The sequence below is a fragment of the Kitasatospora sp. NBC_01250 genome (assembly GCF_036226465.1).
Taxonomy (GTDB): domain Bacteria; phylum Actinomycetota; class Actinomycetes; order Streptomycetales; family Streptomycetaceae; genus Kitasatospora.
In genome coordinates this window covers 3,321,683-3,347,254 of sequence record NZ_CP108476.1, presented here as the reverse complement: position 1 = coordinate 3,347,254, position 25,572 = coordinate 3,321,683, and the positions used below count along the sequence as shown (strand labels likewise).

Here is a 25,572-nt window from a genome sequence, read left to right as displayed (position 1 = left end):
GACCTCTCCATCACTCGAACGCATCTTCGAACTGTTGTCCGAAGGTGGGCGTAGCATAATCCCCTACTGGGTTGGAGCATAAGCCCCGCCCCAAGCCCGGGTAGCCTGCATCTCGGCAGTTCCAGCGCTCGCGGACGGCTCGACGGTCCGCCAGGACCCGTCGGGCGCGGGCGAGATGGCACTCCCGCCGACCGGACCGGGCTCGACCCGTGTTCGCGCAGCGCGTACAAGCTGCGGAGTCGGGGCGGATCATGCAGTGGCCGGCCGTGCGCGAAAGCGGGCGCCGCCGGGGGAGATCCGGGAATCGCCGGACCGAGTCAGAAGTCTCTTTGGAGGAGTGCACCGCGTGAGCGCCGAAACGACCGTGCCGCCTGCCCTGCGTGCCACGGAAGACGGATCCAACTACACCGCTCGGCATCTGCTCGTCCTCGAGGGGCTCGAGGCGGTCCGCAAGCGGCCCGGCATGTACATCGGTTCCACCGACAGCCGCGGCCTGATGCACTGCCTCTGGGAGATCATCGACAACGCGGTGGACGAGGCGCTCGGCGGGTTCTGCGACCGGATCGAGGTCGTGCTGCACGACGACGGCTCGGTGGAGGTGCGCGACAACGGCCGCGGCATCCCGGTGGACGTGGAGCCGAAGACCGGGCTGTCCGGCGTCGAGGTCGTGCTGACCAAGCTGCACGCGGGCGGCAAGTTCGGCGGCGGCTCCTACGCGGCCTCCGGCGGCCTGCACGGCGTCGGTGCCTCCGTGGTCAACGCACTCTCCGCCCGGCTCGACGTGGAGGTGGACCGCAGTGGCCACACCCACGCCATCAGCTTCCGCCGCGGCACCCCGGGTGTGTTCACCGAACTCAGCCCGGACGCCCCGTTCGACCCGGCCAGCGGCCTCACCAAGGCCCGCAAGGTGCCCAAGACCCGCACCGGCACCCGGATCCGCTACTGGGCCGACCGGCAGATCTTCCTCAAGGAGGCCAAGCTCTCCCTGGAGAACCTGCACAACCGCGCCCGCCAGACCGCCTTCCTGGTCCCCGGCCTGACCATCGTGGTGCGTGACGAGCGGCTGACGGAGAGCGACAAGGTCGAGGAGTCCACCTTCCGCTTCGACGGCGGGATCGGCGAGTTCTGCGAGTTCCTGGCGCCCGACAAGCCGGTCTGCGACGTGCTGCGGCTGCGCGGCGAGGGGACCTTCAAGGAGACCGTTCCGGTCCTGGACGACCTCGGCCACATGACCCCCACCGAGGTCACCCGTGAGCTCGGCGTGGACATCGCGCTGCGCTGGGGCGCCGGCTACGACACGACGCTGCGTTCCTTCGTCAACATCATCGCCACGCCCAAGGGCGGTACCCACGTCACCGGCTTCGAGCGCTCGCTGGCCAAGACGGTCAACGAGGCGCTGCGCGCGGCCAAGCTGCTGCGGGTCGCCGAGGACGACATCACCAAGGACGACGCCACCGAGGGCCTGACCGCCGTGGTCACCGTCCGGCTGGCCGAGCCGCAGTTCGAGGGGCAGACCAAGGAGGTGCTCGGCACCTCGGCCGCCAACCGGATCGTGGCCGCGGTGGTCGCCCGAGAGCTCAAGGCCTTCCTGACCTCGTCCAAGAAGGACGAGAAGGTCCAGGCCAGGGCGGTGCTGGAGAAGGTCGTGGCAGCCGCCAGGACCAGGGTCGCCGCGCGCCAGCACAAGGAGGCCCAGCGCCGCAAGACCGCGCTGGAGACCTCCTCGCTGCCCGCCAAGCTGGCCGACTGCCGCAGCGACGACGTGGAGCGCAGCGAGCTGTTCATCGTCGAGGGCGACTCCGCGCTCGGCACCGCCAAGCTGGCCCGCAACTCCGAGTTCCAGGCGCTGCTGCCGATCCGCGGCAAGATCCTCAACGTCCAGAAGGCCTCGGTCTCGGACATGCTCAAGAACGCCGAGTGCGCGGCGATCATCCAGGTGATAGGAGCGGGCTCCGGCCGCACCTTCGACATCGACCAGGCCCGCTACGGCCGGGTGATCTTCATGGCCGACGCCGATGTCGACGGATCACACATCCGGATCCTGCTGCTGACGCTCTTTCAGCGCTACATGCGGCCGATGGTCGAGCAGGGCCGGGTCTTCGCGGCGGTCCCGCCGCTGCACCGGATCGAGCTCACCAACCCCAAGCGCGGCCAGGAGAAGTACCACTACACGTACTCCGACGCGGAGCTGCGCCGGACCCTGCTGGAGTTCCAGGCCAAGGGCCTGCGCTGGAAGGAGCCGGTGCAGCGGTACAAGGGCCTGGGCGAGATGGACGCCGACCAGCTGGCCGAGACCACGATGGACCCGCGCCACCGCACGCTGCGCCGGATCAACCTCGGCGACCTGCCCGCGGCCGAGCAGGTCTTCGACCTGCTGATGGGCAACGACGTGGCCCCTCGCAAGGAGTTCATCGTCGACTCGGCGGCCACCTTGGACCGCTCGCGGATCGACGCCTGACGGTGATCGCGAGGGGGGCTCTCCACCCAGGGGTGGAGAGCCCCCCTCGGCGTTGAATCAACCCTGGAGCCGATCAGCCGGCGGCGCGCGATCCGTAGCGTCGAGAGCGTCAGAAACCTCTCCGTTCGAGATGGAGCGCTCCGATGGTCGCGCTGAGCAACATCCTCATCATTCTCGTGGTGGTCGTCTTCATCGCCCGCCGCCAGTTCCAGGCGCGCAAGGTCAACACCGAGCGTCGCTTCTGGGTCCTGCCGGTGGTCCTCGGTGCGCTGGCGCTGCGTGACCCGCACCTGATCGACCCGGCCCACCGGGGGACGGCGATCGGCCTGCTGCTCGCCTCGGTCGTGGTCGTGGTGGCCATGGGCTCGGCCTGGGGCTGGACGGTCAGGATCTGGCGGGAGAGCGACGGCGCGATCTGGGTCAAGGGCACTGTCGCCACGGTCGCCGCGTGGGCGGGCCTGATCGTCCTGCGGGTGGGTCTGTACGGGCTCGGCAGCGCGATGCACGTGCACCAGAACTCCAGCTCGCTGCTGCTCACGCTGGGCGCGCTGCTGCTGGTGCGCGGTGTCGTGGTCAACTGGAGGGCCCGCATGCTGGACGGCTCGCAGAACCTGCGTGCGGTGGTCTGAATCATCGACGCCACCCTGGAAGGACCACTGCCCGTGCCGCTGGACACCTGGACGCGCTGGCCCTCGCGGGAGGCCCTGTCCCGGGAGAAGCGGTCGCTGCCCGGCCTGATGCTCTCCGGCGTCGGCCGGCTGGCCATGCTGACGGGGCTGGTCCTGGGGACCTTCAACGGCGACCGGTTGGCCGGGGGCGCCGGGACCGTCGCCGGGGCGGCGGTCCTGCTGGTCGCCGCGGTCGCCCTGCTCCAGTTGTTCTACCGGACCACCCGCCGGCACCGGATCCGCTGGTCGCTGGCGGTCGCCGGGCAGCTGCTGGTCCTGGCCCCGCTCGCGCACCACATCGGGGCCGACACCCTGGCCGACGTGATCTGGTGCGTGCTCGCGGTGGTGGCCCTGCAGCGCCTGCCGCTCGCGGCCGCGCTGCCCACCTGCGCGGCCGCTCTCGCCTCGTTCGCGGTGACCGGCGGGAACACCTTCCTCGCACTGCTCGCCACCGTGGCGGGCCTGCTCCTGCTGGGCTACCTGCTGCGACTGGACGCCGAGGCCCGTGGCACCGCGCAGCGCCTGCTCCAGCAGGAACAGGCGGCCCGGGCGGCCGAGGCGGAGAGCGCGGCGCTGGCCGAGCGGGCCAGGATCGCCCGGGAGATCCACGACGTGCTGGCGCACAGTCTCTCGGCGCAGCTGGTCCATCTGGAGGCAGCCCGGCTGATGCTGGACGGCGGGGCCGACCGGGAGCAGATCAGGGAGCGTGTGGTGGCGGCCCGCAGGATGGCCCAGGACGGGCTCAAGGAGACCAAGCAGGCGCTCTCCGCGCTGCGCGGCGAGTTCACCCCGGTCGGTGAGTTCCTGGTGGAGCTGGCCCAGCAGGAGCAGGCCCGGCTGACCGTGACCGGCACGCCCCGCCCGCTCAACGCCGAGGTCGGCCTGGCGGTGCGGCGCACGGCGCAGGAGGCGCTCACCAACATCCGCAAGCACGCGCCGCGGGCCCACCGCACGGTGGAACTGCAGTACCTCGACCAGGAGGTGGAGCTGCTGGTCCGCAACGACGGCGGACCGGCCGGGGGCGGGTTGTCGGAGCTGGCCGCCAGCGGAAACGGTTACGGACTGCTGGGCATGCGCGAGCGGGCCGAACTGATCGGCGGCAGTCTGCAGGCCGGCCCCGAGGCGGACGGCTGGCTGGTGCGGCTGCGGCTGCCTGCGTGACCGCGACGCGCCCGGCGCGGTAAGAAGGAGCGGTAGGCAGGACGGAACGAGCGCGCGCAGCGCGGAACGGGGTGGCCGGTGCACGAGCGGAGCGGGGCGAAGGACGCGGCGTCACAGACACGGGTGCTGGTCGCCGACGATCAGACCGTGGTGCGCGAGGGCATCGTGATGCTGCTGGGCCTGCTGCCCGGGATCACGGTGGTGGGTGCGGCGGCGGACGGCGAGGAGGCGGTGCGGATGGTCGCCGAGCACGCCCCGGACGTGGTGCTGATGGACCTGCGGATGCCGCGCTGCGACGGGGTGGAGGCCACCCGGCTGATCCGGGCGGACCACCCGGGCACCGAGGTGGTGGTGCTCACCACCTACGCGGAGGACGACTCGCTCTTCCCCGCACTGCAGGCGGGTGCGCGGGGCTACCTCACCAAGGACGCCGGCGCCGAGGAGATCGCCCGGGCCATCGCCGATGTCCGGGCGGGTGCGGCGGGTCTCTCGCCCCAGGTGCAGCGACGGTTGCTGGAGCGGCTCGCCGGTGCCGCGCCGGCCGCGCCCGCAGCACCGGGTGAGCCGCACCAGGCCGAGCCGGCGGCCCAGGCGCCGGCCGGCCAGCGCCCGCTGCCCGACGGACTGACGGCGCGTGAGGCCGAGGTGCTGGCGCTGATCGCCGAGGGATTGTCCAACGCGGAGATCGCCGAGGCACTGTTCGTCAGCCCGGCGACCGTCAAGACGCATATCAACAACCTCTTCGCGAAAACCGCCGTCCGGGACCGTGCGCAAGCGGTCAGCTATGCCTTCAGGCATGGGATTTCCGGTAGTTCGCGAACCTAGTGATCTCACCTCATCGGGTGAAAATCCTGGCTGAATGCCACATTTCGGTTTCTGACTTGCCATCATGGTTCCCGTCAGGGCGCCGTCGGTACGCCGCATGGATCTTCGGGGCGGGTCGTCCGGAGTGCCCGGTGCCGATACCCGACGCCCCACCGCTCGGTGGTGCATCCCGGGCCAGGAGCAGCATTGGCACAGCACGAAGTCACCGGATCGACCGGCCGGACGCCCCGGCAGGGCCAGCGATTTGACTGGTGGTCGACCCCAGGTGCGTCCGGTCCCCCCGGCGCGGCCGTCCGGCCCGCCACCCGCGAGGTCGCGACCCGCAGCGCGGTTCCTGCCCAGCGGCCACTCCAACCCGTCGAACCCGCCCCGGATCCGGCCGCCGCCGAGGTCTACCGCGAGGTCCAGCAGAGCGCCGCGTTCCAGGAGATCCGCCGCAACTACCGGACCTTCGTCTTCCCGGCCACCGCCGTCTTCCTCGGCTGGTACCTCTTCTACGTCACGGCCCAGGCGGCGGCGCCCGACCTGATGCGCACCCCGGTCGCCGGCCCGTTCAGCATCGCCTGGCTGCTGGGTGTGCTCCAGTTCGTCTCGACCTTCCTGATCACCTGGCTGTACGCCCGAAACGCCCGCACCAAGCGCGACCGAGCCGCCCTCGGCCTGCGCTGGGAGACCCAGGACCAGCTGCGATGACTCCTACCCCACACGCCGCTGTTCCCTCGATCGGCTCCGGGGACCACCACGGCCTGGCCGTCGTGCTCTTCGCGCTGGTGGTCGTGGTGACCCTGGCCATCACCCTGTGGGTGGGGCGGCGCGGTCAGGCCGCCGAGGACTTCTACACCGGGGGCCGCGACTTCGGTGCGCTGCAGAACGGCATCGCGCTCTCCGGCGACTACCTCTCCGCGGCCTCCTTCCTCGGGGTCACCGGACTGATCGCGCTGTACGGCTACGACGGCATGCTGTACAGCATCGGCTTCCTGGTGGCCTGGCTGGTCGTCCTGATGTGGGTGGCCGAGCTGGTGCGCAACACCGGCCGCTACACCCTGGCCGACGTGCTGGCCACCCGGATGCGGCAGCGTCCGGTCCGGGCGGCGGCCGGCAGCGCCAGCGTGGTGGTCACCCTGCTCTACCTGATCGCCCAGATGGTCGGCGCGGGCAGTCTGGTGGGACTGCTGCTGGGCACCACCGGGGCCGCCGCCAACACCTGGACCATCGTCGCCGTCGGCGCCCTGATGATCATTTATGTGACGGTCGGCGGCATGCGTGCCACCACCTGGATCCAGATCGTCAAGGCGCTGATGCTGATGACCGGCGCCGTCCTGCTCACCTGCTGGGTCCTGGTGCGCTTCCAGTTCGACCTCGCCGAGCTGATGCACGCCGCGGCGCGCAGCAGCGGCGCGGGTGACCGCTACCTGGAGCCCGGACTCAAGTACGGCGGCTCCGCCACCAGCCGGCTCGACTTCGTCAGCCTGGGCCTGGCCCTGGTGCTGGGCACCGCCGGCCTGCCGCACATCCTCTCCCGCTTCTACACCGTGCCCACCGCCAGGGCCGCCCGCCGCTCCACCATCTGGGCGATCGGCCTGGTCGGCTGCTTCTACCTGATGACCGTCGTCCTGGGTCTCGGGGCCACCGCGCTGGTGGGCTCCAAGGCGGTGAAGGCCGCCAACTCGGCGGGCAACACGGCGGTCCCGCTGCTCGCGCTCAACCTGGGCGGTGGCGAGGGCAGCACCGGCGGCACCCTGCTGTTCGCCCTCACCTCGGCGATCGCCTTCGCCACCATCCTCGCGGTGGTCGCCGGCCTGACCCTGGCCTCCTCCGTCTCCTTCGCCCACGACCTCTACGCCCAGGCCTTCCGCCGTGCGGACCGGCCGGCGGTGACGGAGCGCCAGGAGGTGGTGGTGGCACGGCTGGCCGCCGTGCTGATCGGCGGCGTGGCGATCGTGCTGAGCCTGTTCGCCCAGCGGCTCAACGTCGCCTTCCTGGTCAGTCTGGCCTTCGCGGTGGCGGCCTCGGCCAATCTGCCCACCCTGATCTACAATCTCTTCTGGCGCCGCTTCACCACCCGCGGCGCCTGCTGGGCCACCTACGGCGGGCTGGTGCCGGCACTGGTGCTGGTGTTCTTCTCGCCGGTGGTCTCCGGCAGCAAGACCGCGATGTTCCCCGCGGTGGACTTCCACTGGTTCCCCTTGGAGAACCCCGGGTTGATCTCGATCCCGCTGGGCTTCCTGCTCGGCTGGGTCGGCACGGTCAGCGGCGAGGAGCGGGCGGACGCGGACAAGTTCGCCGAACTGGAGGTCCGCTCGCTGACCGGGGCCGGCGCGGTCTGACTCCGGCCCCGTCCCCGGATCGGCGGGTGCTGTCACCCGTGTGGACCCCGGCCGCGCACGCGGCCGGGGTCCACACGGTGTTCACCAGGGGCGCGGCGGGTCACACGCGGCCGATGAAGGTCGGGAAGTAGCCGCTGTTCAGCGTGGAGATCCGGACGTAGGTGCCCGGGTGCGCGGCCTCGATGTAGCGGTTGTTGCCCAGGTAGAGCGCGGCGTGGTGGATGCCGCGGACGCTGCCGTCGTACGACCAGAACAGCAGGTCGCCGCGGCGCATCCGGCTCGCGGTGACCGGCGTGGTCGCGGCGTACTGGTCGTTGGCGATCCGGGGCAGTGAGATGCCGGCGTGCCGGAAGGCCGCGTGGATGAGGCCGGAGCAGTCGTAGCCGTCGGGGCCGTTGCCGCCCCAGACGAAGGGCTTGCCGAGTTGTGCCTCGGCGAAGTCGATGGCCGCCTCGACGCTGCCGCTGCTCGCGGCCTGCCCGGCGCGGGTGTCCGGCGACTCGGCCGTGCCGGAGTCGGTGCCACCGTTGCCGTCGCCGTCGTCCGCGCCGGTCGGGCCGGTCCGGCTCAGGTAGACGCCGCGGTCGCTGGTGTAGCGCCACTCGCCGCTGCCGTTGCGGAACCAGTAGACCGAGCCGTCCCAGCCCTGCTGGATGTCGCCGCTGGTCGCGCTGTCGCCGCCGCCGGCGGTCCCGTCCGGGGTCGCCTGGCCGGTGGCGCCGTCCTGGGTGGTGCTCTGGTCCTGGGTGGTGCCTTGGTCCTGGGAGGTGTCGGCCAGGGCCGCGCCCTGGTCGGTGCCCTCGTTCGTCGCCCCGTCCGTCAGCAGAGCGCTGTCGCCGGCCGCGTCGGTGTCGGTGCCGTCGCCGGTCGAGGCGTCGTCCCCGTTCACCGGGTCGTCGGCGCTGACCAGCCCAGGGCTGCTGTTCACGTGCTCGGGGGCGGGCGCCGCGCTCGCGAGATCGGCGCCCAGGCCGATCGATCCGGCTCCGGCGACGATCGCGGCGGCCAGGCCGACCCGGTGGCGCAGCCGGGTGGCCCGCTGGTGCGCGCCGTCCGCAGGGGGCGGGCTGTCGGCGGCGGGGGTCCCCGCCTCGGCCGCGCCGCGGTCGGGTATCTGGTCGGCAGAGGTCAGGTCCGGGCTCAGGTCCTGCTTCATATCCGGTGCATTCCTTCCGTGCGCCCGGCCGGGCGGCCGGGACGGCGGAACCGGGCCGGGAGCGACCGGTTCCGCACGGCACTACGGCTCCCGTTCGAGGCGAGCGGAAGCCGTTGCGCGGGCGGAGGCCCACGGCCGCCACGCTAGGCGGCCCGGGGCCCGTCCGGCGCCGTGGATTGCGCCGACAGAGGGTGCACGCTCGGTGACAGGGTGTCCCGGCAGGGCGGGCCGCACTCAGCTCCGCCGCACCGAGCGCACCTCCATGCGCACCGGTGTGCCCGGGGCCTTGCCGCAGCTCTCCGGCCGGGGCGGCTCGCTGAGCTTCCGCACCACCTCGACCAGCCAGCAGCGGCCGTCGACGTGCCGCACCAGGCAGCGCCACGCGCCCTCGGCCAGCAGGTCCTGGGTCACCGTCAGCGTCTCGGCGGCGTGCTCCCCGGTCAGCTCGCGCACCGCCTGCTCGGCCGCCTGGGCCGGGCGGTCCCAGCAGGAGCGGCCGCGGGAGAGGGCCGGCCACATCTGCCCGGCGGTGGTGACGGCGAGCACCTCCTTGGCCGTGGCCTCGGTCAACCGCCCGTACGCATAGCCGTAGGGCAGGACCAGCATGGTGGGGGAGAAGCGGTGTCCGCCCAGATGGGTGACCTCCCAGACCTCGCTGTGGCCGGCGGCGGCCAACTCCGCGGCCAGCGGGCGGCCGAGCAGTGCGCAGCAGCGGTCGCGCCGGCCGTTGGTGCACACCAGGGCGAGCGGCCCGCCGGTGTGCGCGGTGCCGAAGCCGCCGTGGTCGCCCGCTCCGGCGGCGGCCAGGTCCAGCGCCGACAGCTCCGTCAGGTCGGCCGATTCGGCCCGCCGGATCCAGCTCCGCCCCGGCACGGTGTGCGCGAGGATCACCTGGTGACGGGCCGCCGGCCGGTTGTCGGCGTGCCGTCCGGGGCGCCGGATCAGCGCCACCCGGACGCCCGTCCCCGCGCTGGCGGCCTCCAGCTCCCGGCCGAGCCGACTGTCGAGGTGGCTCTCGGTGAGTGCCTTGGCTCCCCAGGGGCCGCTCTGCTCGATCAGGAGCCAGGTCCGCGCGGTCGCGGCAGTGGCGGCCAGCGGCTCGGCCAGTTCAGCGGAGAGGTTCGTGCAGGTGCTCACTCGGGCACCCTACCGCCGCGCGGTCGGCTGCCCGAGTGGGGTTTTCCGCAGGTCAGACCGGCCCTGCCGCTGCCGAGACCGGCGTGCTCAACGGCGTGCCCGAACCGTCGCGGCGCGGGTCGCGCTCCGGCAGGGTGATCGGCGAGCCGCCTGCCGCCGACGCGCGGGCGGGAGCGGGCCCGGCCCAGGCGAAGGCCAGCGCGTCCTCCCCGCGCAGGAAGCGCTGGCAGCGCACCCCGCCGGTGGCCCGGCCCTTGCGCGGGTAGAGCTCGAACGGCGTGACCTTCCAGCTGCTCTGGGCCTCCCCGGTCAGGGTGCCCGAGGCACCCGCGACCGAGACCACCACCGCGTCCGCCGCCGGGTCCACCGCCGTGAACGACAGCACCCGGGCGCCGTCGGCCAGCTTGATCCCGGCCATGCCGCCGGCCGGACGGCCCTGCGGGCGGACCTGGCCCGCCGGGTAGCGCAGCAGCTGGGCGTCGCTGGTGATGAAGACCAGGTCCTCCTCGCCGGTGCGCAGCTCCACCGCGCCGACCAGCTCGTCGCCGTCCTTGAGCGCGATCACCTCGAACTCGTCCTTGTTGGACGGCCACTCCGGGACCACCCGCTTGACCACGCCCTGCACGGTGCCCAGTGCCAGGCCCGGGGAGGACTCGTCCAGCGTGGTCAGTGCGATCACCCGCTCGTCGGCGGTCAGCCGCAGGAACTCGCTCACCTGGGCGCCACCGGCCAGCGACAGCGCGGGCTGCGGGGGCAGCGCGGGCAGGTCGATCACCGGCAGCCGCAGCACCCGGCCGCTGGAGGTCACCGCGCCCACATCGCCGCGCGCGGTGGCCGGCACCGCGCTGACGATCACATCGTGCTTCGAGCGATCGGCGCCCTGCCCTGCCTCGCCGTCCGCGGTGCGGGCCAGCAGGCCGGTGGCGGAGAGCAGCACCCGGCACGGGTCGTCCGCCACCTCCAGCGGCACCGTGAGCGCCGCCGAGGAGACCGCGCCGGCCTCCAGCAGCACCGTGCGCCGCTCGGTGCCGAACTGCTTGGCCACCGCGCCCAGCTCGCTGGAGACCACGGAGCGCAGCTTGGTGTCCGACTCCAGGATCTCGGTCAGCTCGGCGATCTCCGTGGTCAGCTTGGACTGCTCGGCCTCCAGCTCCACCCGATCGAAGCGGGTGAGCCGGCGCAGCGGGGTGTCCAGGATGTACGCGGTCTGCGTCTCGGAGAGCGAGAAGCGCTCCATCAGGCGCTCCTTGGCCTGGGCCGCGTTGTCGCTGGACCGGATCAGCGCGATGACCTCGTCGATGTCGACCAGGGCCACCAGCAGGCCCTCGACCAGGTGCAGCCGCTCCTGGCGCTTGCGGCGCCGGAACTCGCTGCGCCGGCGGACCACCTCGAAGCGGTGGTCGACGTAGACCTCGAGCAGCTCCTTGAGGCCCAGGGTGAGCGGCTGCCCGTCCACCAGCGCCACGTTGTTGATGCCGAAGGTCTCCTCCATCGGCGTCAGCTTGTAGAGCTGCTCCAGCAGGGCCTCGGGCACGAAGCCGTTCTTGACCTCGATCACCAGCCGCAGGCCGTGCTCACGGTCCGTCAGGTCCTTGACGTCCGCGATGCCCTGCAGCTTCTTGGCGTTGACCAGGTCCTTGATCTTGCCGATCACCTTCTCCGGGCCGACCGTGAACGGCAGCTCGGTCACCACGATGCCCTTGCGGCGGGCGGTGACGTTCTCCACCGTCGTGGTGGCGCGGATCTTGAAGGTGCCGCGGCCGCTCTGGTAGGCGTCCCGGATGCCCGACAGGCCCACGATCCGGCCGCCGGTGGGCAGGTCGGGGCCGGGGACGAAGCGCATCAGGGTGTCGAGGTCGGCGCTCGGGTGCTTGATCAGGTGGCGGGCGGCGGCCACCACCTCGCTCAGGTTGTGCGGCGGCATGTTGGTCGCCATCCCGACCGCGATCCCGGAGGTGCCGTTGACCAGCAGGTTCGGGAAGGCGGCCGGGAGGACCACCGGCTCCTGCTCGCTGCCGTCGTAGTTGGGACCGAAGTCGACGGTGTCCTCGTGGATCGACTCCACCAGCGCCATCGAGGCCGCGGTCAGCCGCGACTCGGTGTATCGCATCGCGGCCGGCGGGTCGTCGTTGCCGAGCGAGCCGAAGTTGCCGTGCCCGTCGATCAGCGGCACCCGCATCGAGAACGGCTGAGCCATCCGGACGATCGAGTCGTAGATCGACGCGTCCCCGTGCGGGTGCAGCCGACCCATCACCTCGCCGACCACGCGGGCGCACTTCACGTGCGCGCGCTCCGGGCGCAGGCCCATCTCGTTGGCCTGGTACAGGATGCGCCGGTGCACCGGCTTGAGACCGTCCCGCGCGTCCGGCAGGGCGCGCGAGTAGATCACGGAGTAGGCGTACTCAAGGAAGGAACCCTGCATCTCGTCCACGACATCGACGTCGAGGATCCGCTCCTCGAAGTCTCCGGGCGGCGGGGTCGGCGAACTGCGGCGGGCCATCGCGGCGGGGCTCCCTTGCGTCTGTCAGCTGCTTCACATGTCGTCACCGGAGGGTACGGCGCCCCCCATTGTGGACCCTCGCACGGACAGCCCCGGCCAACGGTCACCTCGCCGGTGGCCCCGGTGGCCGTTCGCGCGGTCCCGGAACGAACCGGACGGCTTCCGCCGGTGGCGAACGGGCCGCCTGCGCGGACACATCCCGGCGGCCTGCGCGTTACACCACAATGGGGGGCGGAAGAGACCCCCGAGCCAACCTGACGGGAAGGATCCGAGCGCATGGCCAACCCGGCCCCCGCCTCCCACGGAGCCAGTTCAGCTAGTCACACCAGTTCAGGAAGCCAAGGCTTCGCCATCACGGAGCACCGGTTGGCCAACGGTCTGCGGGTGGTGCTCTCCGAGGACCACCTGACCCCGGTCGCCGCGGTCTGCCTCTGGTACGACGTCGGCTCCCGGCACGAGGTGAAGGGCCGCACCGGTCTGGCTCACCTGTTCGAGCACCTGATGTTCCAGGGCTCCGCCAACGTCTCCAACAACGGGCACTTCGAGCTGGTCCAGGGCGCCGGCGGCTCCCTCAACGGGACCACCAGCTTCGAGCGCACCAACTACTTCGAGACCATGCCCACCCACCAGCTGGAGCTCGCCCTCTGGCTGGAGGCCGACCGGATGGGCTCGCTGCTGGCCGCCCTCGACGACACGTCGATGGAGAACCAGCGCGACGTGGTCAAGAACGAGCGCCGCCAGCGCTACGACAACGTCCCGTACGGCACCGCCTTCGAGAAGCTCACCGCACTCTCCTTCCCCGACGGTCACCCCTACCACCACACCCCGATCGGCTCGATGGCCGACCTGGACGCCGCCACGCTGGAGGACGCCCGCACGTTCTTCCGCACCTACTACGCGCCCAACAACGCGGTGCTCTCGGTGGTCGGCGACATCGACGTCGAGCAGACCATCGCGTGGGTGGAGAAGTACTTCGGCACCATCCCGGCCCACGACGGCAAGCAGCCGCCGCGCGACGGCACGCTGCCCGAGGTCATCGGCCAGGAGATCCGCGAGCTGGTCGAGGAGGAGGTCCCCTCCCGCGCGCTGATGGCCGCCTACCGGCTGCCCCACGACGGCACCCGCGAGGCTGACGCCGCCGACCTGGCGCTGACCGTGCTCGGCTCCGGCGAGTCCAGCCGCCTCTACAACCGGCTGGTCCGCCGCGACCGCACCGCCGTCTCGGCCGGCTTCGGCCTGCTGCGGCTGACCGGCGCCCCTTCGCTCGGCTGGCTGGACGTGAAGACCTCCGGCGAGGCGACGGTCGAGCAGATCGAGCTGGCCGTGGACGAGGAGCTGGCCCGGTTCGCCGCCGAGGGCCCCACCGCGGAGGAGCTGGAGCGGGCGCAGGCCCAGATCGAGCGCGAGTGGCTGGACCGGCTCACCACCGTCGCCGGGCGCGCCGACGAGCTGTGCCGGTACGCCGTGCTCTTCGGCGACCCCAAGCTGGTGAACGGCGCGCTGGACCGGGTGCTGGAGGTCACCGCCGAGGAGGTGCAGGCGGTCGCCGCGGCGCGCCTGCGCCCCGACAACCGGGCGGTCCTGGTCTACGAGCCGCTCCCCGCCACCGCTGACGACGACGCCGCCGACGAGGAGGACGCCGCATGACCGCCTTCGTTCCCACCATGACGTTCCACCCGCAGCCGCAGCCGGGCACGCCCACCCCCTGGGCCTTCCCCGCGCCCGAGCGCGCCGCGCTGGCCAACGGCCTGACGGTGCTGCACTGCGACCGCCCCGGGCAGCAGCTGGTCGCCGTCGAGGTGTTGCTCGACGCCCCGCTCGCCGCCGAGCCGGAGGGCCTGGACGGCGTCGCCACCATCCTGTCCCGGGCGCTGAGCGAGGGCACCGACACGCTCACCGCCGAGGAGTTCGCCGCCGAGCTGGAGCGGGCCGGCGCGACCATGGACGCGCACGCCGACCACCCGTGCATCCGGGTCGCCCTGGAGGTGCCCGCCTCCCGTCTGGAGCGCGGCCTGACCCTGCTGGCCGACGCGCTGCGGGCGCCCGCGCTGCCCGCCGACGAGATCGAGCGCCTGGTCGCCAACCGGCTGGACGAGATCGTCCACGAGCAGGCCAACCCGGCCCGGCGCGCCGCCAAGGCGCTCTACGCCGAGCTGTTCGACGCCGCCGACCGGCTCTCCCGGCCGCGCTCGGGCACCGCCGAGACCGTCAAGCGGATCGACCGTGCGGCTGTCCAGGCCTTCTACAACGAGCACATCCGGCCCTCCACCGCCACCCTGGTGATCGTCGGCGACCTCACCGGCGTCGACCTGCCGGCGCTGCTGGAGTCCACCCTCGGCCGCTGGAGCGGTGAGCAGACCGCCCCCAGCAAGGCCGCCGCCGTCAGCGCCGACGACGCCGGGCGGGTGATCATCGTCGACCGGCCGGGCTCGGTGCAGACCCAGCTGCTGATCGGCCGGATCGGTCCGGACCGGCACGACCCAAGCTGGGCCGCGCAGACCCTGGGCGCCTACTGCCTGGGCGGCACCCTCACCTCCCGGCTCGACCGGGTGCTGCGCGAGGAGAAGGGCTACACCTACGGCGTGCGGGCCTTCGCCCAGCCGCTGCGCTCCAACGCCGAGGGCTCGGGGCGCGCGCTGCTGGCGATCAGCGGCTCGGTGGACACCGCCTCCACCGCCCCCGCGCTGGCCGACACCTGGACCATCCTGCGCACCCTGGCCGCGGAGGGGCTGACCGACGGCGAGCGCGAGGAGGCCGTGCAGTTCCTGGTCGGCGTCGCGCCGCTGAAGTACGAGACGGCCGGATCGGTGGCCGCGACCCTGGCCGACCAGGTCGAGCAGTACCTGGCCGACGACTTCCAGGCCGAGGTCTACCGGGAGCTGGCCGAGCTCGACACGGCGGCGGCCACCGCCGCCGTGGTGGCGGCGTTCCCCACCGACCGGCTGGTCACCGTGCTGGTCGGGGACGCCTCGGTGATCGCCGACCAGGTCAAGGAGCTCGGCATCGGTGAGGTCACCGTGGTCGCCAACTGAGGCTGACGGCTGATCAGAGGGCCTGGCGGGCACACCCGCCAGGCCCTCGCGTTATTGCGTTGCGCCGACCGGCCGGACTGTGGGTTGATAGCCCCGTCGCACCGGGCGGCACCCTGAACGGACGGAGAGGAGGCGGTCACCATGCGGGTCGAGCAACCAGGCAGGCGTATCGACGCCCGACGCTCCCCGAGGCCGTCTGCTCCCGCTTCGTGCCGCACCACCGCCTGAGCGCGGTGCCGCGCCTGCCGCGCGATCCTGGGCCCCGCTGAGCACTGCCGGGCCCGCTGGTCCTCGCTGGGCCTTCCTCCGTCTTCCCGAGCCACGCCGGACGCCTCGCGTGGCGGTCCTACCCTTGATCCTGTCGACCTTTGGGGGTCAGTTACACCATGTCGTACACCGAGGTACCCGGCGCGCGGGTCCCCATCCGGATGTGGGCCGACCCGGCCACCGTCGAAGGCGCCGCCATGCAGCAGCTGCGCAACATCTCCACCTTGCCCTGGCTGCACGGCCTGGCCGTGATGCCGGACGTCCACCTGGGCAAGGGCGCCACCGTCGGCTCCGTGATCGCGATGAACGGCGCGGTCTGCCCGGCCGCGGTCGGCGTGGACATCGGCTGCGGGATGAGCGCGGTCAAGACCTCGCTCACCACCCGCGACCTGCCCGACGACCTGAGCCGGCTGCGCTCGAAGATCGAGCAGGTGATCCCGGTCGGGCGTGGTCTGCACGACGAGCCGGTCGACCCGCGCACGCTGCACGGATTCCAGACGGCGGGCTGGGACGACTTCTGGGACCGGTTCGAGGGCGTGGCGCCGGAGGTGAAGTGGCGGCGCGAGCGGGCCATGCAGCAGATGGGGACGCTGGGCTCGGGGAATCACTTCACCGAACTCACGTTCGACACCGAGGGTGCGATCTGGCTGATGCTGCACTCCGGTTCGCGCAACATCGGCAAGGAGCTGGCTGAGCACCACATGACGGTCGCCCGGTCGCTTCCGCACAACCAGGGGCTTGTCGACCGCGACCTCGCGGTCTTCATCTCGGACACCCCGCAGATGAACGCCTATCGGCAGGACCTGTTCTGGGCGCAGGAGTACGCAAGCCGTAACCGGGCGATGATGATGGCGCTCTTCCAGGACGTGATCCGCAACGAGTTCCGCCGGGCCAAGGTCGGCTTCGAGCCGGTGATCAGCTGCCACCACAACTACGTGGCCGAGGAGCGCTATGACGGCGTCGACCTGCTGGTCACCCGCAAGGGCGCGATCCGGGCCGGCTCCGGCGACTACGGGATCATCCCGGGGTCGATGGGCACCGGTTCCTACATCGTCCGCGGTCTGGGCAACCCCGCCTCGTTCAACTCCGCCTCCCACGGCGCGGGTCGCAAGATGAGCCGGACGGCCGCCAAGAAGCGGTTCACCACGCGCGATCTGGTCGAGCAGACCAAGGGCGTGGAGTGCCGCAAGGACAGCGGTGTGGTGGACGAGATCCCGGGGGCGTACAAGTCCATCGAGAAGGTCATGGAGCAGCAGCAGGACCTGGTCGAGGTGGTCGCCCACCTCAAGCAACTCATCTGCGTGAAGGGTTGAGCGTGTGCCGGGCGGGAGGGCTGGTCAGTCCGCCCGGCGCAGCAGGAGGGTGACGAAGCCGATGGCGTCGCGGTAGCCGGTCAGCCAGTTGGTGCGGTGTTCGGCGGCGAGTTGGTGGGTGCCGGGGGCGTCGGGGTGGGTGGGGTGGTCCAGGGCCCACTCGGTGAGGGCGCCGGTGCGGGACCACTCGTAGTCGTCGAGTTCGTCGCGGGTGCTGGTGTGGGCGTGGACCGGGGCCCAGCCGGCGGTGGTGATCCGCTCGACCAGGGTCGGCAGGTCGTCGAAGTCGAAGTCGGCGGAGGCGGCGCCGAGGCCGGTCAGGGCCGCCTGGTCGGGCGGGCGCTGCCAGTAGCCCTCGCCGAGCAGCAGGGTGCCGCCGGGGGCGAGGTGGCGGTCGGCGGCGGCGAGGGTGGGCAGCAGGCCGCCGAAGGCCTCGCCGGTGCCGACGCAGAGCACCAGGTCGTAGGGGCGGGCCGGGTCGAATTCGGCGAGTGGCCGGTGGTGCAGGCCCAGGCGGCGGATCACGCCCAGGTGTTCCGCGGTGATGCGGGCCCGGGTCAGGGCCGCCGGGTCGGGGTCGACGCCGTCGGCGGTCAGCCCCGGGTGGGCGGCCAGCGCGCGCAGCAGCCAGGCGCCCTGGCCGCAACCGAGCTCCAGGACCCGCTCGTCGCCGCGGGGCAGGGCCCGGCGCAGCAGTGCGGCCACACTCTCGTCGGCGAGCGGAGCGGCGACGGGGTGGTGGGTATGGGCGAGGCGGGCGAGCTCCTGGCGGTCCACCGGTTCAGCCTGGCAGCTGCGGGCCCGATCCGCACGGGGTTCGGCCGGATCCGCGGCGCCCGGCGTCCCGGCTCGCCCGGGCAGGCCGAAGGGGCGTCCCGCGGCGATCGGGACGCCCCTTCGGAGCGTGGGGAGTGCGCGAGGCGCCCCGGGCTCAGGCCGCGGGGAGCTCGTCCAGGCCCTCCTGGACCATCTTGGCCAGGCGGTCCAGCGCGGCGTCCGCGTCGGGGGCGTCGGAGGCCAGCACGACCTCCTCGCCGCCCTCGGCGCCGAGCGCCAGCAGGCCGAGCATGGAGGCGGCGTTGACGGGGTTGCCGCCGGCGGCCTTGGTGATGGTGACGGGCACGCCCACGGCGGCGGCCGCCCGGACGAAGACCGAGGCGGGACGGGCGTGCAGGCCCTCGGGCCAACCGATGGTGACGCGGCGCTCAGCCATGTGACGTGCCTTTCAGGTGGTGCTGTGTGCAGACATGTTGTCTAGACCATTCTGGCACGGGTGGCGCGGAATGTGGCTCCGGGCGGCCACGCGTCCGCAAACCGGGGTCCACCCTGACGGGCGCGCACGCCGGGCGCCATCCGGCTCGCCGCCCGATAGCCTGGCGGCTGTGGACGACCCTCAGGACCCGCAGGCTCCGCAGGACCCGCCGGCTCCGCCCCCTGGCTCCCCGGCCGCGCCGGCCGACCCCGGCTATCCGCAGCACTGGGAGGCCGACATCCTGCTGCGCGACGGCGGCACCGCCCGGATCCGCCCGATCGTGCCCGCGGACGCCGAACGCCTGGTGGAGTTCTACTCCCAGGTCTCCGACCAGTCGAAGTACTTCCGGTTCTTCGCGCCCTACCCCCGGCTCTCCGCCAAGGACGTGCGGCGCTTCACCCACCACGACTTCGTGGACCGGGTGGCGCTGGCCGTGGTGGTGCGCGACCGGTTCATCGCCACCGTCCGCTACGACCGGATCGACACCTCGGGCCGGCCCAGTCAGGAGGGCACCGACGCCGAGGTGGCCTTCCTGGTCCAGGACGCGCACCAGGGCCGCGGCGTGGCCTCCGCACTGCTGGAGCACATCGCGGCGGTCGCCCAGGAACGCGGGATCCGCCGCTTCGTCGCGGAGGTGCTGCCGGAGAACCGGAAGATGACCAAGGTCTTCACGGACGCCGGCTACACCCAGAAGCGCAGCTTCGCCGACGGTCTGGTCCACCTGGAGTTCGACCTGGAGCCCACCGCCGCCTCGCTGGCGGTGATGCGGGGGCGCGAGCACCGCGCCGAGGCCCACTCGGTGCAACGGCTGCTGACGCCGCGCTCGGTCGCGGTGATCGGGGTGTCGCGCACCGAGCAGTCGGCCGGACGGGCGCTGCTGCGCGCGCTGCTCGGCGGCTTCCAGGGGCCGCTGTACGCGGTGAACAGGGCCGCCCCGCCCGGCACCGAGCTGGAGGGCGTGCCGGTGCACCGCTCGGTGCTGGAGATCCCCGGCCCGGTGGATCTGGCCGTGATCGCGGTGCCGGTGGACGCGGTGCCCGGGGTGGTCGCCGAGTGCGGTGCGCACGGAGTGCGCGGCCTGGTGGTGGTGACCGCCGGCTACGCCGAGACCGGGCCGGACGGGCGCGAGCGGCAGCGTGCGCTGGTCCGCCAGGCCCGGGCCGCCGGCATGCGGGTGATCGGCCCGAACGCCTTCGGCCTGCTGAGCACCAACCCCGAGCACCCGCTGAACGCCTCGCTGGCGCCGGTGCTGCCCGCGGCGGGGCGGTTCGGGATCTTCTGCCAGTCCGGCGCGATCGGGGTGGCGCTGCTGGAGGGGGCGCACCGGCGCGGGCTCGGCGTCTCCTCCTTCGTCTCGGTCGGCAACCGCGCGGACGTCTCCGGCAACGACCTGCTGCAGTACTGGGAGGAGGACCCGGCCACCGACGTGGTGCTGCTCTACCTGGAGTCCTTCGGCAACCCCCGCAAGTTCACCCGGATCGCCCGGCGACTGGCCGGCACCAAGCCGATCGTGGTGGTCAAGGGCGCCCGGCACACCGGCAGCCTGCCGCCCGGGCACGCCGTGCCGGCCGTCGCCAGCTCGCTGCGCGACGCCACGGTGGACGCGCTGTTCCAGCAGGCCGGCGTGGTGCGGGTCGAGACCATCACCGAACTCTTCGACACCGGTGAGCTGTTGGCCCGCCAGCCGCTGCCGGCCGGCGACCGGGTCGCGGTGGTGGGCAACTCGGACTCGCTCGGCCTGCTCACCCATGACGCCTGCCTCAGCGCGGGCCTGCGCCCACGCGCGCCGGTGGACCTGACCACCGGAGCGACCGGCGAGAACTTCCGGGTGGCGCTGGAGACCGCGCTGCGCGACCCCGGGGTGGACGCGGTGATCGCGGTGGCGATCCCGCCGATCGTCAGCCCGAGCATCGCGATCGGTGAGGAGCCGTCGCTGCCCGCCACCGACCCGGCGATCGGCGAGGGCCTGCTGGCCGCGGCGGCGATGGCCCGGGTGCTGGGCAAGCCGCTGCTGCTCACCCACCTCGCGCTGACCGACCTGCCGGCCGTGCTGAGCGCGGGGGAGTACCCCGTCCCCGCCTACCCCGCGCCCGAGCGCGCCGTGCGGGCGCTTGCGCATGCCGTGCGCTACGGCGAGTGGCGGCACACCGCCGAGACCGCCGAGCAGACCGCGCGGGTGCCCGAGCTGGAGGGGATCGACGACGCCGCGGCCCGGAGCCTGGTCGAGCGGGCGCTGGACTCCCCGATCGGGCAGGCCGCCCGTACCCAGCCCGGCGGCGCCCGGTTCGCGCTGTCCGACCAGCAGGCCGCCGAGCTCCTCGGGCACTACGGCATCCAGGTGCAGCGGGCGCTGCCCGCCCCGGACGAGCAGAGCGCGGTGGCAGCGGCGAGCGCGCTCGGCTACCCGGTGGCCCTCAAGGCCACCGCCGCCCACCTGCGCCACCGCCCGGACCTGGGCGGGGTGCGGCTCGACCTGACGGACGAGGAGGGGCTGCGCCGCGCGCACCGCGAGGTGGCCGAGCTGCTCGGCGGCGCGGCGCGGGCCGACCTGGTGGTGCAGAAGATGGCCGCGCGCGGGGTGGACACGGTGATCGGCGCCACGGTGGACCCGGCGGCGGGCGCGATCCTCTCCTTCGGGCTGGCCGGTGCACCGTCCGAGCTGCTCGGCGACCTGGCGCACCGGCTGGTGCCCGCCACCGACCTGGAGGTGGCCGCGCTGGTGCGCGAGGTGCGGGCGGCTCCGCTGCTGTTCGGCTGGCGCGGCGCCGACCCGGTGGACACCGATGCGCTGGAGGAGCTGCTGCTGCGGGTCTCCCAGCTGGTCGACGACCTGCCGGAGGTGGCCGCGGTGGATCTCGAGCCGGTGGTGGTGGCGCCGCACGGTCTGGCGGTGCTGCGGGCCCAGGTCCGGCTCGCACCGCTGCCGGTCCGCAGCGATCTGGGCCCGCGCGCCATGAGCACCCTGTAGCCTTCCTGGGTTGCGCCCGTGCGCGCGGCGGCCGGGGGCCGGTTCGCGCGGACGTACGGCGCAGTCCAGCCCGTCGCGTCGGCGGGGCATGCCAGGATGGAGTTATGGCGAAGACCGGTACCACCACCACGCAGGACCTGCGCTCGGCGATCGAGCGCAGTGGTTACTACCCCGCGCTGGTGTCCGAGGCCGTGGAGTCCGCGGTGGGCCCCGAGCCGATCACCTCCTACCTGGTCCACCAGGAGACCACCTTCGACGCCAACGAGGTCCGCCGGCACGTGACCGTGCTGGTGCTGACCGCCACCAGGTTCGTGGTGAGCCACACCGACGAGCAGGCCGCCGACGCCACCAGCCCGGTGCCGTACGCGACCACCTCCACCGAGTGCGTGCGGGTGGACCGGATCGGCTCGGTGGTGCTGAGCCGGATGGTGGCCAACCCCGAGACGTACACCCCGGGCCGGCTGCCGCGCGAGGTGGTGCTGACCATCGGATGGGGCGCGGTGCAGCGGATCGACCTGGAGCCGGCCGGCTGCTCGGACCCGAACTGCGAGGCGGACCACGGCTACACCGGCTCGGCCACCGCCGACGACCTGTCGCTGCGGGTCAGCGAGGCGGGGGACGGCCCGGAGACGGTGGCCCAGGCGCTGGTCTTCGCCCGGGCGCTGTCCGAGGCCACCATCAGCAGGGCCTGAGGCCCCTGTGATGTCCTACCTCCCGGCGCACGACCACGACGACTTCCAGCTCCTCGACCCGGCCGAAGCGCCCGCTCCGGGCTACGGCAGCGGTTCGCTCAGCGACCTGCTGCCCTCGGTGGCCGCGAACATGGGCGTGCCCGGCTTCACCAGCACGCTGCCGCTCGCCCCGGCCGACCGGGTCTGCGTCTTCCTGGTGGACGGCATGGGGTGGGAGCTCATCCGCCGCCACCCCGAGTACGCCCCCTTCCTGCACTCGCTGCTGGGCGGCTCGCTGGGCGGCTCGGGCCGTCCGCTCACCGCCGGCTTCCCCTCCACCACCGCGACCTCGCTGGCCTCGGTCGGCACCGGGCTGCCGCCGGGCCTGCACGGCCTGGCCGGTTACGCGGTGGCGATCCCGGGCCGCAACGAGCTGATGAACCAGCTGCGTTGGCAGCCGCCGGTGGACCCGCGCAGCTGGCAGCCCTATCCGACGGTCTTCCAGCGGGTGCAGGACGCGGGGGTGGCGGCCAGCCAGGTCTCCTCGCCGCTGTTCGCGCAGACCCCGCTGACCCAGGTGGCGCTCTCCGGCGGCCAGTTCCTCGGCCGCACCACGGGCGAGGAGCGGATGGACCTGGCGGCTCGTCAGCTGGCCTGTGCCGACCGCGCGTTGGTCTACACCTACGTCAGCGAGCTGGACGGCATGGGCCACCGCTACGGGGTGGACTCGGACGAGTGGCGGATGATGCTCAACACCGTCGACCGGCTGGCCCAGCGGCTGGCCGAACAGCTGCCGCCGCGCTCGGCGATGTACGTCACGGCCGACCACGGCATGATCGACATCGCCCCCGAGGACCGGATCGACTTCGACGAGGACTGGGAACTGAGCGCGGGCGTGGCCCTGCTCGGCGGCGAGGGCCGGGCCCGGCACGTCTACGCGGTGCCCGGTGCTGCCGCCGACGTGCACACGGTCTGGTCCGAGGTGCTCGGCGACCGGATGTGGGTGGCCACCCGCGACCAGGCGATCGAGGCCGGCTGGTTCGGCCCGGCCGTGGACGACCGGGTGTACCACCGGATCGGCGACGTGGTCGCCGCCGCCCGGGACGACGTCGCGGTGATCGCCTCCCGCAGCGAGCCGGGGGAGTCCGCGATGATCGGGCTGCACGGGTCGATGACCCCGGTCGAACAGCTCGTCCCGTTGCTCGAAGTCCGTCCCTGACCGCTCTTCGGCCCGACCCGGTCCACCGCCCCGCCGGTGGTCCGACCGACCATCAGTCTGATGAAAGGCCCGCGCACCACCCATGGCTGACCTGGTGTTCTTCTCCGGCACGATGGATTGTGGCAAGTCCACCCTGGCGCTGCAGATGAACCACAACCACGCCGCCCGCGGCCGGCAGGGCATCATCTTCGCCCGGCACGACCGGGCGGGCGCCTCCACCATCTCCAGCCGGCTCGGGCTGCGCGCCGAGGCGGTCGAGGTGACCGACGGCTTCGACTTCCAGCACTACGTGGTGCAGTTGCTCTCGGCCGGCGGCAAGGTCGACTACCTGATCTGCGACGAGGCCAACTTCTACGCCGCCGAGCAGGTCGACCAGCTGGCCCGGGTGGTGGACGAGTTGGGCATCGACGTCTTCACCTTCGGCATCACCACCGACTTCCGCACCCGGCTCTTCCCCGGCTCCCAGCGGCTGATCGAGCTGGCCGACCGGGTGGAGATCCTCCAGGTCGAGGCGCTCTGCTGGTGCGGGGCGCGGGCCACCCACAACGCGCGCACGGTCGGCGGGGTGATGGTCGTGGAGGGGCCGCAGGTGGTGGTCGGGGATGTCACGGTGAGCGAGGACGAGGTCGGCTACGAGGTGCTCTGCCGCCGCCACCACCGCCGCCGGCTCACCGCTGCCACGGCCAGGGCGGCCGCCCTGTCGCCGGACGTGCTCCCGTTCGAGCGCGGCTGACCGGTCAGGGCAGCCTGACCACCGAGAACCGCCCGCCCTCCGGGTCGGCCAGCCTGGCCACCCGTCCGTACGGGGTGTCGTGCGCGGCCACCAGCAGTGCACCGCCCAGCTCCAGGCACCGGCGCACCGTCAGGTCGACGTCCTCGACGGCGAAGTAGATCCGCCAGCGCGGCGGACCGTCGCGCAGGTCGGTGGTCTGCTTGATCCCCGCCACCCGGTGGCCCTCCACCTGCAGGGTGGCGTCCTCCTCGCCGCGGGCCACCGCCGAGGGGTCCGCCTCGACCACCGCGCGGCCGAAGACCGAGCCGTAGAAGGCGGCGGCCAGCGGCTCGTCCTTGGTGACCAGCTCGTTCCAGACGGGCGCGCCCGGCTCGCCGACCACCTCCCAGCCCAGGTGCTCCTGTGCCTCCCACAGGCCGAAGAAGGCACCCGAGAGGTCGGCCGCCACGGCCAGCCGCCCGGCCTGCCCCGAACTCAGCGGGCCGACCGCCACCGTGCCGCCGCACTCGCGCACCCGCGCCGCGGCCTGGTCGGCGTTGTCCACCGCGAAGTAGGTGGTCCACTCGGTGGGCAGGGCCGAGTGGGCGGGTGCCACCCCGATCCCGGCCACCTTGGCCCCGTTCAGGCTGGCGCGCACGTAGCCGCCCGGCTCGCTGGGGCCCGGGGTGAAGCTCCAGCCCAGCAGCGGACCGTAGAACGCCTCGGCCCGCTCCCGATCGTGGACCAACAGGCTCACCCAGCAGGGCGTGCCGTGGGCGATCCTGACCTTCAGCGCCGTCATTCCAGACCTCCTCGCGGGGGCGCCCGGCCCGGCGGCTCGGGCCCCAGCCAGATGGTCCCACCTGGCTGGGTGACAGACCGGGCGACGGCGCGGAAATCATGGCAAAGAGCGCACAAAGGAGCACGGAACGCCACCGGGCGACCGCCAAAGGTGTGAACGAGGCGTCAGAATGACGCCCATGGACAAGAATTCCGCGCTGAAATCCCCGCTGATCACGGTCGACGACCTGGTGAAGGAACTGGCCGGCGAGCGACCGCCGGTGCTGCTGGACATCCGCTGGCAGCTGACGGCGCCCGCCGCCGGAGCGGGCGGCGCCACCGGGCGGGGCGCGGCGGTCGGCGCCGCCGAGTACGCGGCCGGACACCTGCCCGGCGCCGTCTTCGTGGACCTGGACGAGGTGCTGGCCGCGCCGCCCGGGGCCGGTGGCCGCCACCCGCTGCCCGATCCCGACGGGCTCGGTGCGGCGCTGCGCCTGGCCGGGGTGTCGGTGGACCGGCCGGTGGTGGTCTACGACGGGGGACCGGCCACCTCGGCCGCCCGCGCCTGGTGGGTGCTGAGCTGGGCGGGGCACCCGGAGGTCCGGGTGCTGGACGGCGGCTTCGCGGCCTGGCGCGCGGCCGGACAGCCGGAGAGCACCGAGGCGCCCGAGCCCGCCCCGGGTGACTTCACGCCGAGCCCGGGCCGGCTGCCCACGCTGGACGCCGACCAGGCCGCGGAGCTGGCCAGGACCGGCCTGCTGCTGGATGCCCGGGCGGGCGAGCGCTACCGGGGCGAGGTGGAGCCGCTCGACCCGCGGGCCGGGCACATCCCGGGCGCGGTCAGCGCGCCGACCTTCGAGAACAACGCCGCCGACGGGCGGTTCAAGCCCGCCGCCGAGCTGGTGGAGCGATTCCGCGCGCTCGGCGTCGAAGAGCAGGAGGCCGGCGGGCAGCAGGTCGGGGTGTACTGCGGCTCGGGGGTGACGGCGGCGCACCAGGCGCTCGCGCTCGCCGTCGCGGGGCACCGGGCGGCGCTCTACCCGGGCTCGTGGAGCGAGTGGTCGAACGACCCGCACCGCCCGGTGGCCACCGGGGCGGACCGGGGCTGAGACGTCGTCACGCGGCG

General features: G+C 73.0%; 20 protein-coding genes. 14 read left to right on the top strand and 6 right to left on the bottom strand.

Going from position 1 to position 25,572, the window contains the following annotated elements; all coding sequences use genetic code 11:
* Positions 1-346: 346 nt before the first annotated feature.
* The 6 genes from OG500_RS13525 (at position 347) to OG500_RS13500 (ending at position 7,439) form a co-directional block, all read left to right on the top strand.
* Positions 347-2,458 carry a DNA gyrase/topoisomerase IV subunit B gene (locus tag OG500_RS13525; RefSeq protein WP_329580063.1) on the top strand — a complete coding sequence of 704 codons (2,112 nt, stop codon included), beginning with the start codon at positions 347-349 and terminating at the stop codon, positions 2,456-2,458.
* Positions 2,459-2,601: 143 nt separating this feature from the next.
* Positions 2,602-3,087 (top strand): DUF1453 domain-containing protein, encoded by a 486-nt coding sequence (locus OG500_RS13520; RefSeq protein WP_327066975.1) that lies wholly within the window; start codon positions 2,602-2,604, stop codon positions 3,085-3,087.
* Positions 3,088-3,120: 33 nt separating this feature from the next.
* A complete protein-coding gene (locus OG500_RS13515; RefSeq protein ID WP_327066974.1) occupies positions 3,121-4,287 on the top strand; it encodes a sensor histidine kinase in 1,167 nt (388 codons plus the stop codon).
* A gap of 168 nt (positions 4,288-4,455) precedes the next feature.
* Positions 4,456-5,112, top strand: coding sequence for a response regulator (locus OG500_RS13510; RefSeq protein ID WP_442907134.1), 657 nt, complete (start codon positions 4,456-4,458; stop codon positions 5,110-5,112).
* 186 nt (positions 5,113-5,298) lie between these two features.
* On the top strand, positions 5,299-5,805 hold the full coding sequence (locus tag OG500_RS13505) for a DUF485 domain-containing protein (RefSeq protein ID WP_327066972.1): 507 nt from the start codon (positions 5,299-5,301) through the stop codon (positions 5,803-5,805).
* Entirely contained in the window at positions 5,802-7,439 is a 1,638-nt protein-coding gene (locus OG500_RS13500; RefSeq protein WP_327066971.1) for a solute symporter family protein, read from the top strand. The genes OG500_RS13505 and OG500_RS13500 overlap by 4 nt, the downstream gene beginning before the upstream one ends.
* Before the next feature lie 100 nt (positions 7,440-7,539).
* Here the strand turns inward: OG500_RS13500 and OG500_RS13495 are convergent, their stop codons facing one another.
* The 3 genes from OG500_RS13495 to OG500_RS13485 form a co-directional block, all read right to left on the bottom strand.
* The gene (locus OG500_RS13495; RefSeq protein WP_329580054.1) at positions 7,540-8,595 is read right to left on the bottom strand and encodes an NlpC/P60 family protein; all 1,056 of its coding nucleotides are present in this window, start codon (positions 8,593-8,595) and stop codon (positions 7,540-7,542) included.
* Positions 8,596-8,829: 234 nt separating this feature from the next.
* Complete coding sequence (locus OG500_RS13490; protein ID WP_329580051.1) at positions 8,830-9,732, bottom strand: sucrase ferredoxin; 903 nt, start codon at positions 9,730-9,732, stop codon at positions 8,830-8,832.
* A 52-nt stretch (positions 9,733-9,784) separates the two neighbouring features.
* Positions 9,785-12,232: a DNA gyrase/topoisomerase IV subunit A gene (locus OG500_RS13485; RefSeq protein ID WP_329580048.1), complete on the bottom strand. Its 2,448-nt coding sequence runs from the start codon at positions 12,230-12,232 to the stop codon at positions 9,785-9,787.
* Positions 12,233-12,508: 276 nt separating this feature from the next.
* Here OG500_RS13485 and OG500_RS13480 point away from each other — a divergent pair, with 276 nt between their 5' ends.
* The 3 genes from OG500_RS13480 (at position 12,509) to OG500_RS13470 (ending at position 16,844) form a co-directional block, all read left to right on the top strand.
* Complete coding sequence (locus tag OG500_RS13480) at positions 12,509-13,879, top strand: M16 family metallopeptidase (RefSeq protein WP_442907033.1); 1,371 nt, start codon at positions 12,509-12,511, stop codon at positions 13,877-13,879.
* Positions 13,876-15,264 carry a M16 family metallopeptidase gene (locus OG500_RS13475; RefSeq protein WP_442789160.1) on the top strand — a complete coding sequence of 463 codons (1,389 nt, stop codon included), beginning with the start codon at positions 13,876-13,878 and terminating at the stop codon, positions 15,262-15,264. Before OG500_RS13480 ends, OG500_RS13475 begins: the two co-directional genes overlap by 4 nt.
* 386 nt (positions 15,265-15,650) lie before the next feature.
* Positions 15,651-16,844, top strand: coding sequence for an RtcB family protein (locus OG500_RS13470; protein ID WP_329580045.1), 1,194 nt, complete (start codon positions 15,651-15,653; stop codon positions 16,842-16,844).
* A 24-nt stretch (positions 16,845-16,868) separates the two neighbouring features.
* On the opposite strand, the gene OG500_RS13465 is transcribed toward OG500_RS13470, so the two are convergent.
* Together OG500_RS13465 and OG500_RS13460 are read right to left on the bottom strand one after the other, a co-directional pair.
* Positions 16,869-17,621, bottom strand: a complete 753-nt coding sequence (locus tag OG500_RS13465) for an SAM-dependent methyltransferase (RefSeq protein WP_329580042.1) — start codon at positions 17,619-17,621, stop codon at positions 16,869-16,871.
* Between the two features lie 154 nt (positions 17,622-17,775).
* On the bottom strand, positions 17,776-18,057 hold the full coding sequence (locus tag OG500_RS13460) for an HPr family phosphocarrier protein (RefSeq protein WP_327066965.1): 282 nt from the start codon (positions 18,055-18,057) through the stop codon (positions 17,776-17,778).
* Between the two features lie 169 nt (positions 18,058-18,226).
* Between OG500_RS13460 and OG500_RS13455 the strand changes: the two genes are divergently transcribed.
* The 4 genes from OG500_RS13455 (at position 18,227) to OG500_RS13440 (ending at position 23,687) form a co-directional block, all read left to right on the top strand.
* On the top strand, positions 18,227-21,064 hold the full coding sequence (locus tag OG500_RS13455) for a bifunctional acetate--CoA ligase family protein/GNAT family N-acetyltransferase (RefSeq protein ID WP_442907032.1): 2,838 nt from the start codon (positions 18,227-18,229) through the stop codon (positions 21,062-21,064).
* 104 nt (positions 21,065-21,168) lie between these two features.
* The gene (locus OG500_RS13450) at positions 21,169-21,756 is read left to right on the top strand and encodes a DUF5998 family protein (RefSeq protein ID WP_327066964.1); all 588 of its coding nucleotides are present in this window, start codon (positions 21,169-21,171) and stop codon (positions 21,754-21,756) included.
* A gap of 10 nt (positions 21,757-21,766) precedes the next feature.
* Positions 21,767-22,954: an alkaline phosphatase family protein gene (locus OG500_RS13445; RefSeq protein WP_329580037.1), complete on the top strand. Its 1,188-nt coding sequence runs from the start codon at positions 21,767-21,769 to the stop codon at positions 22,952-22,954.
* A gap of 82 nt (positions 22,955-23,036) precedes the next feature.
* A complete protein-coding gene (locus OG500_RS13440; RefSeq protein WP_327066962.1) occupies positions 23,037-23,687 on the top strand; it encodes a thymidine kinase in 651 nt (216 codons plus the stop codon).
* Between the two features lie 4 nt (positions 23,688-23,691).
* Here the strand turns inward: OG500_RS13440 and OG500_RS13435 are convergent, their stop codons facing one another.
* Entirely contained in the window at positions 23,692-24,468 is a 777-nt protein-coding gene (locus OG500_RS13435) for a VOC family protein (protein WP_327066961.1), read from the bottom strand.
* Between the two features lie 178 nt (positions 24,469-24,646).
* On the opposite strand from OG500_RS13435, the gene OG500_RS13430 reads away from it, so the two are divergent.
* Positions 24,647-25,555 carry a sulfurtransferase gene (locus OG500_RS13430; protein ID WP_329580033.1) on the top strand — a complete coding sequence of 303 codons (909 nt, stop codon included), beginning with the start codon at positions 24,647-24,649 and terminating at the stop codon, positions 25,553-25,555.
* Positions 25,556-25,572 lie beyond the last annotated feature (17 nt).

What these genes read in the sequence shown, in the direction of transcription:
- OG500_RS13520 (WP_327066975.1), top strand. Translation starts at nt 2,602, where the DNA reads ATGGTCGCGCTGAGCAACATCCTCATCATTCTCGTGGTGGTCGTCTTC.
- OG500_RS13510 (WP_442907134.1), top strand. Translation starts at nt 4,456, where the DNA reads ATGCTGCTGGGCCTGCTGCCCGGGATCACGGTGGTGGGTGCGGCGGCG.
- OG500_RS13500 (WP_327066971.1), top strand. Translation starts at nt 5,802, where the DNA reads ATGACTCCTACCCCACACGCCGCTGTTCCCTCGATCGGCTCCGGGGAC.
- OG500_RS13495 (WP_329580054.1), bottom strand. Translation starts at nt 8,595, where the DNA reads ATGAAGCAGGACCTGAGCCCGGACCTGACCTCTGCCGACCAGATACCC.
- OG500_RS13485 (WP_329580048.1), bottom strand. Translation starts at nt 12,232, where the DNA reads ATGGCCCGCCGCAGTTCGCCGACCCCGCCGCCCGGAGACTTCGAGGAG.
- OG500_RS13480 (WP_442907033.1), top strand. Translation starts at nt 12,509, where the DNA reads ATGGCCAACCCGGCCCCCGCCTCCCACGGAGCCAGTTCAGCTAGTCAC.
- OG500_RS13475 (WP_442789160.1), top strand. Translation starts at nt 13,876, where the DNA reads ATGACCGCCTTCGTTCCCACCATGACGTTCCACCCGCAGCCGCAGCCG.
- OG500_RS13470 (WP_329580045.1), top strand. Translation starts at nt 15,651, where the DNA reads ATGTCGTACACCGAGGTACCCGGCGCGCGGGTCCCCATCCGGATGTGG.
- OG500_RS13460 (WP_327066965.1), bottom strand. Translation starts at nt 18,057, where the DNA reads ATGGCTGAGCGCCGCGTCACCATCGGTTGGCCCGAGGGCCTGCACGCC.
- OG500_RS13450 (WP_327066964.1), top strand. Translation starts at nt 21,169, where the DNA reads ATGGCGAAGACCGGTACCACCACCACGCAGGACCTGCGCTCGGCGATC.
- OG500_RS13445 (WP_329580037.1), top strand. Translation starts at nt 21,767, where the DNA reads ATGTCCTACCTCCCGGCGCACGACCACGACGACTTCCAGCTCCTCGAC.
- OG500_RS13440 (WP_327066962.1), top strand. Translation starts at nt 23,037, where the DNA reads ATGGCTGACCTGGTGTTCTTCTCCGGCACGATGGATTGTGGCAAGTCC.
- OG500_RS13435 (WP_327066961.1), bottom strand. Translation starts at nt 24,468, where the DNA reads ATGACGGCGCTGAAGGTCAGGATCGCCCACGGCACGCCCTGCTGGGTG.
- OG500_RS13430 (WP_329580033.1), top strand. Translation starts at nt 24,647, where the DNA reads ATGGACAAGAATTCCGCGCTGAAATCCCCGCTGATCACGGTCGACGAC.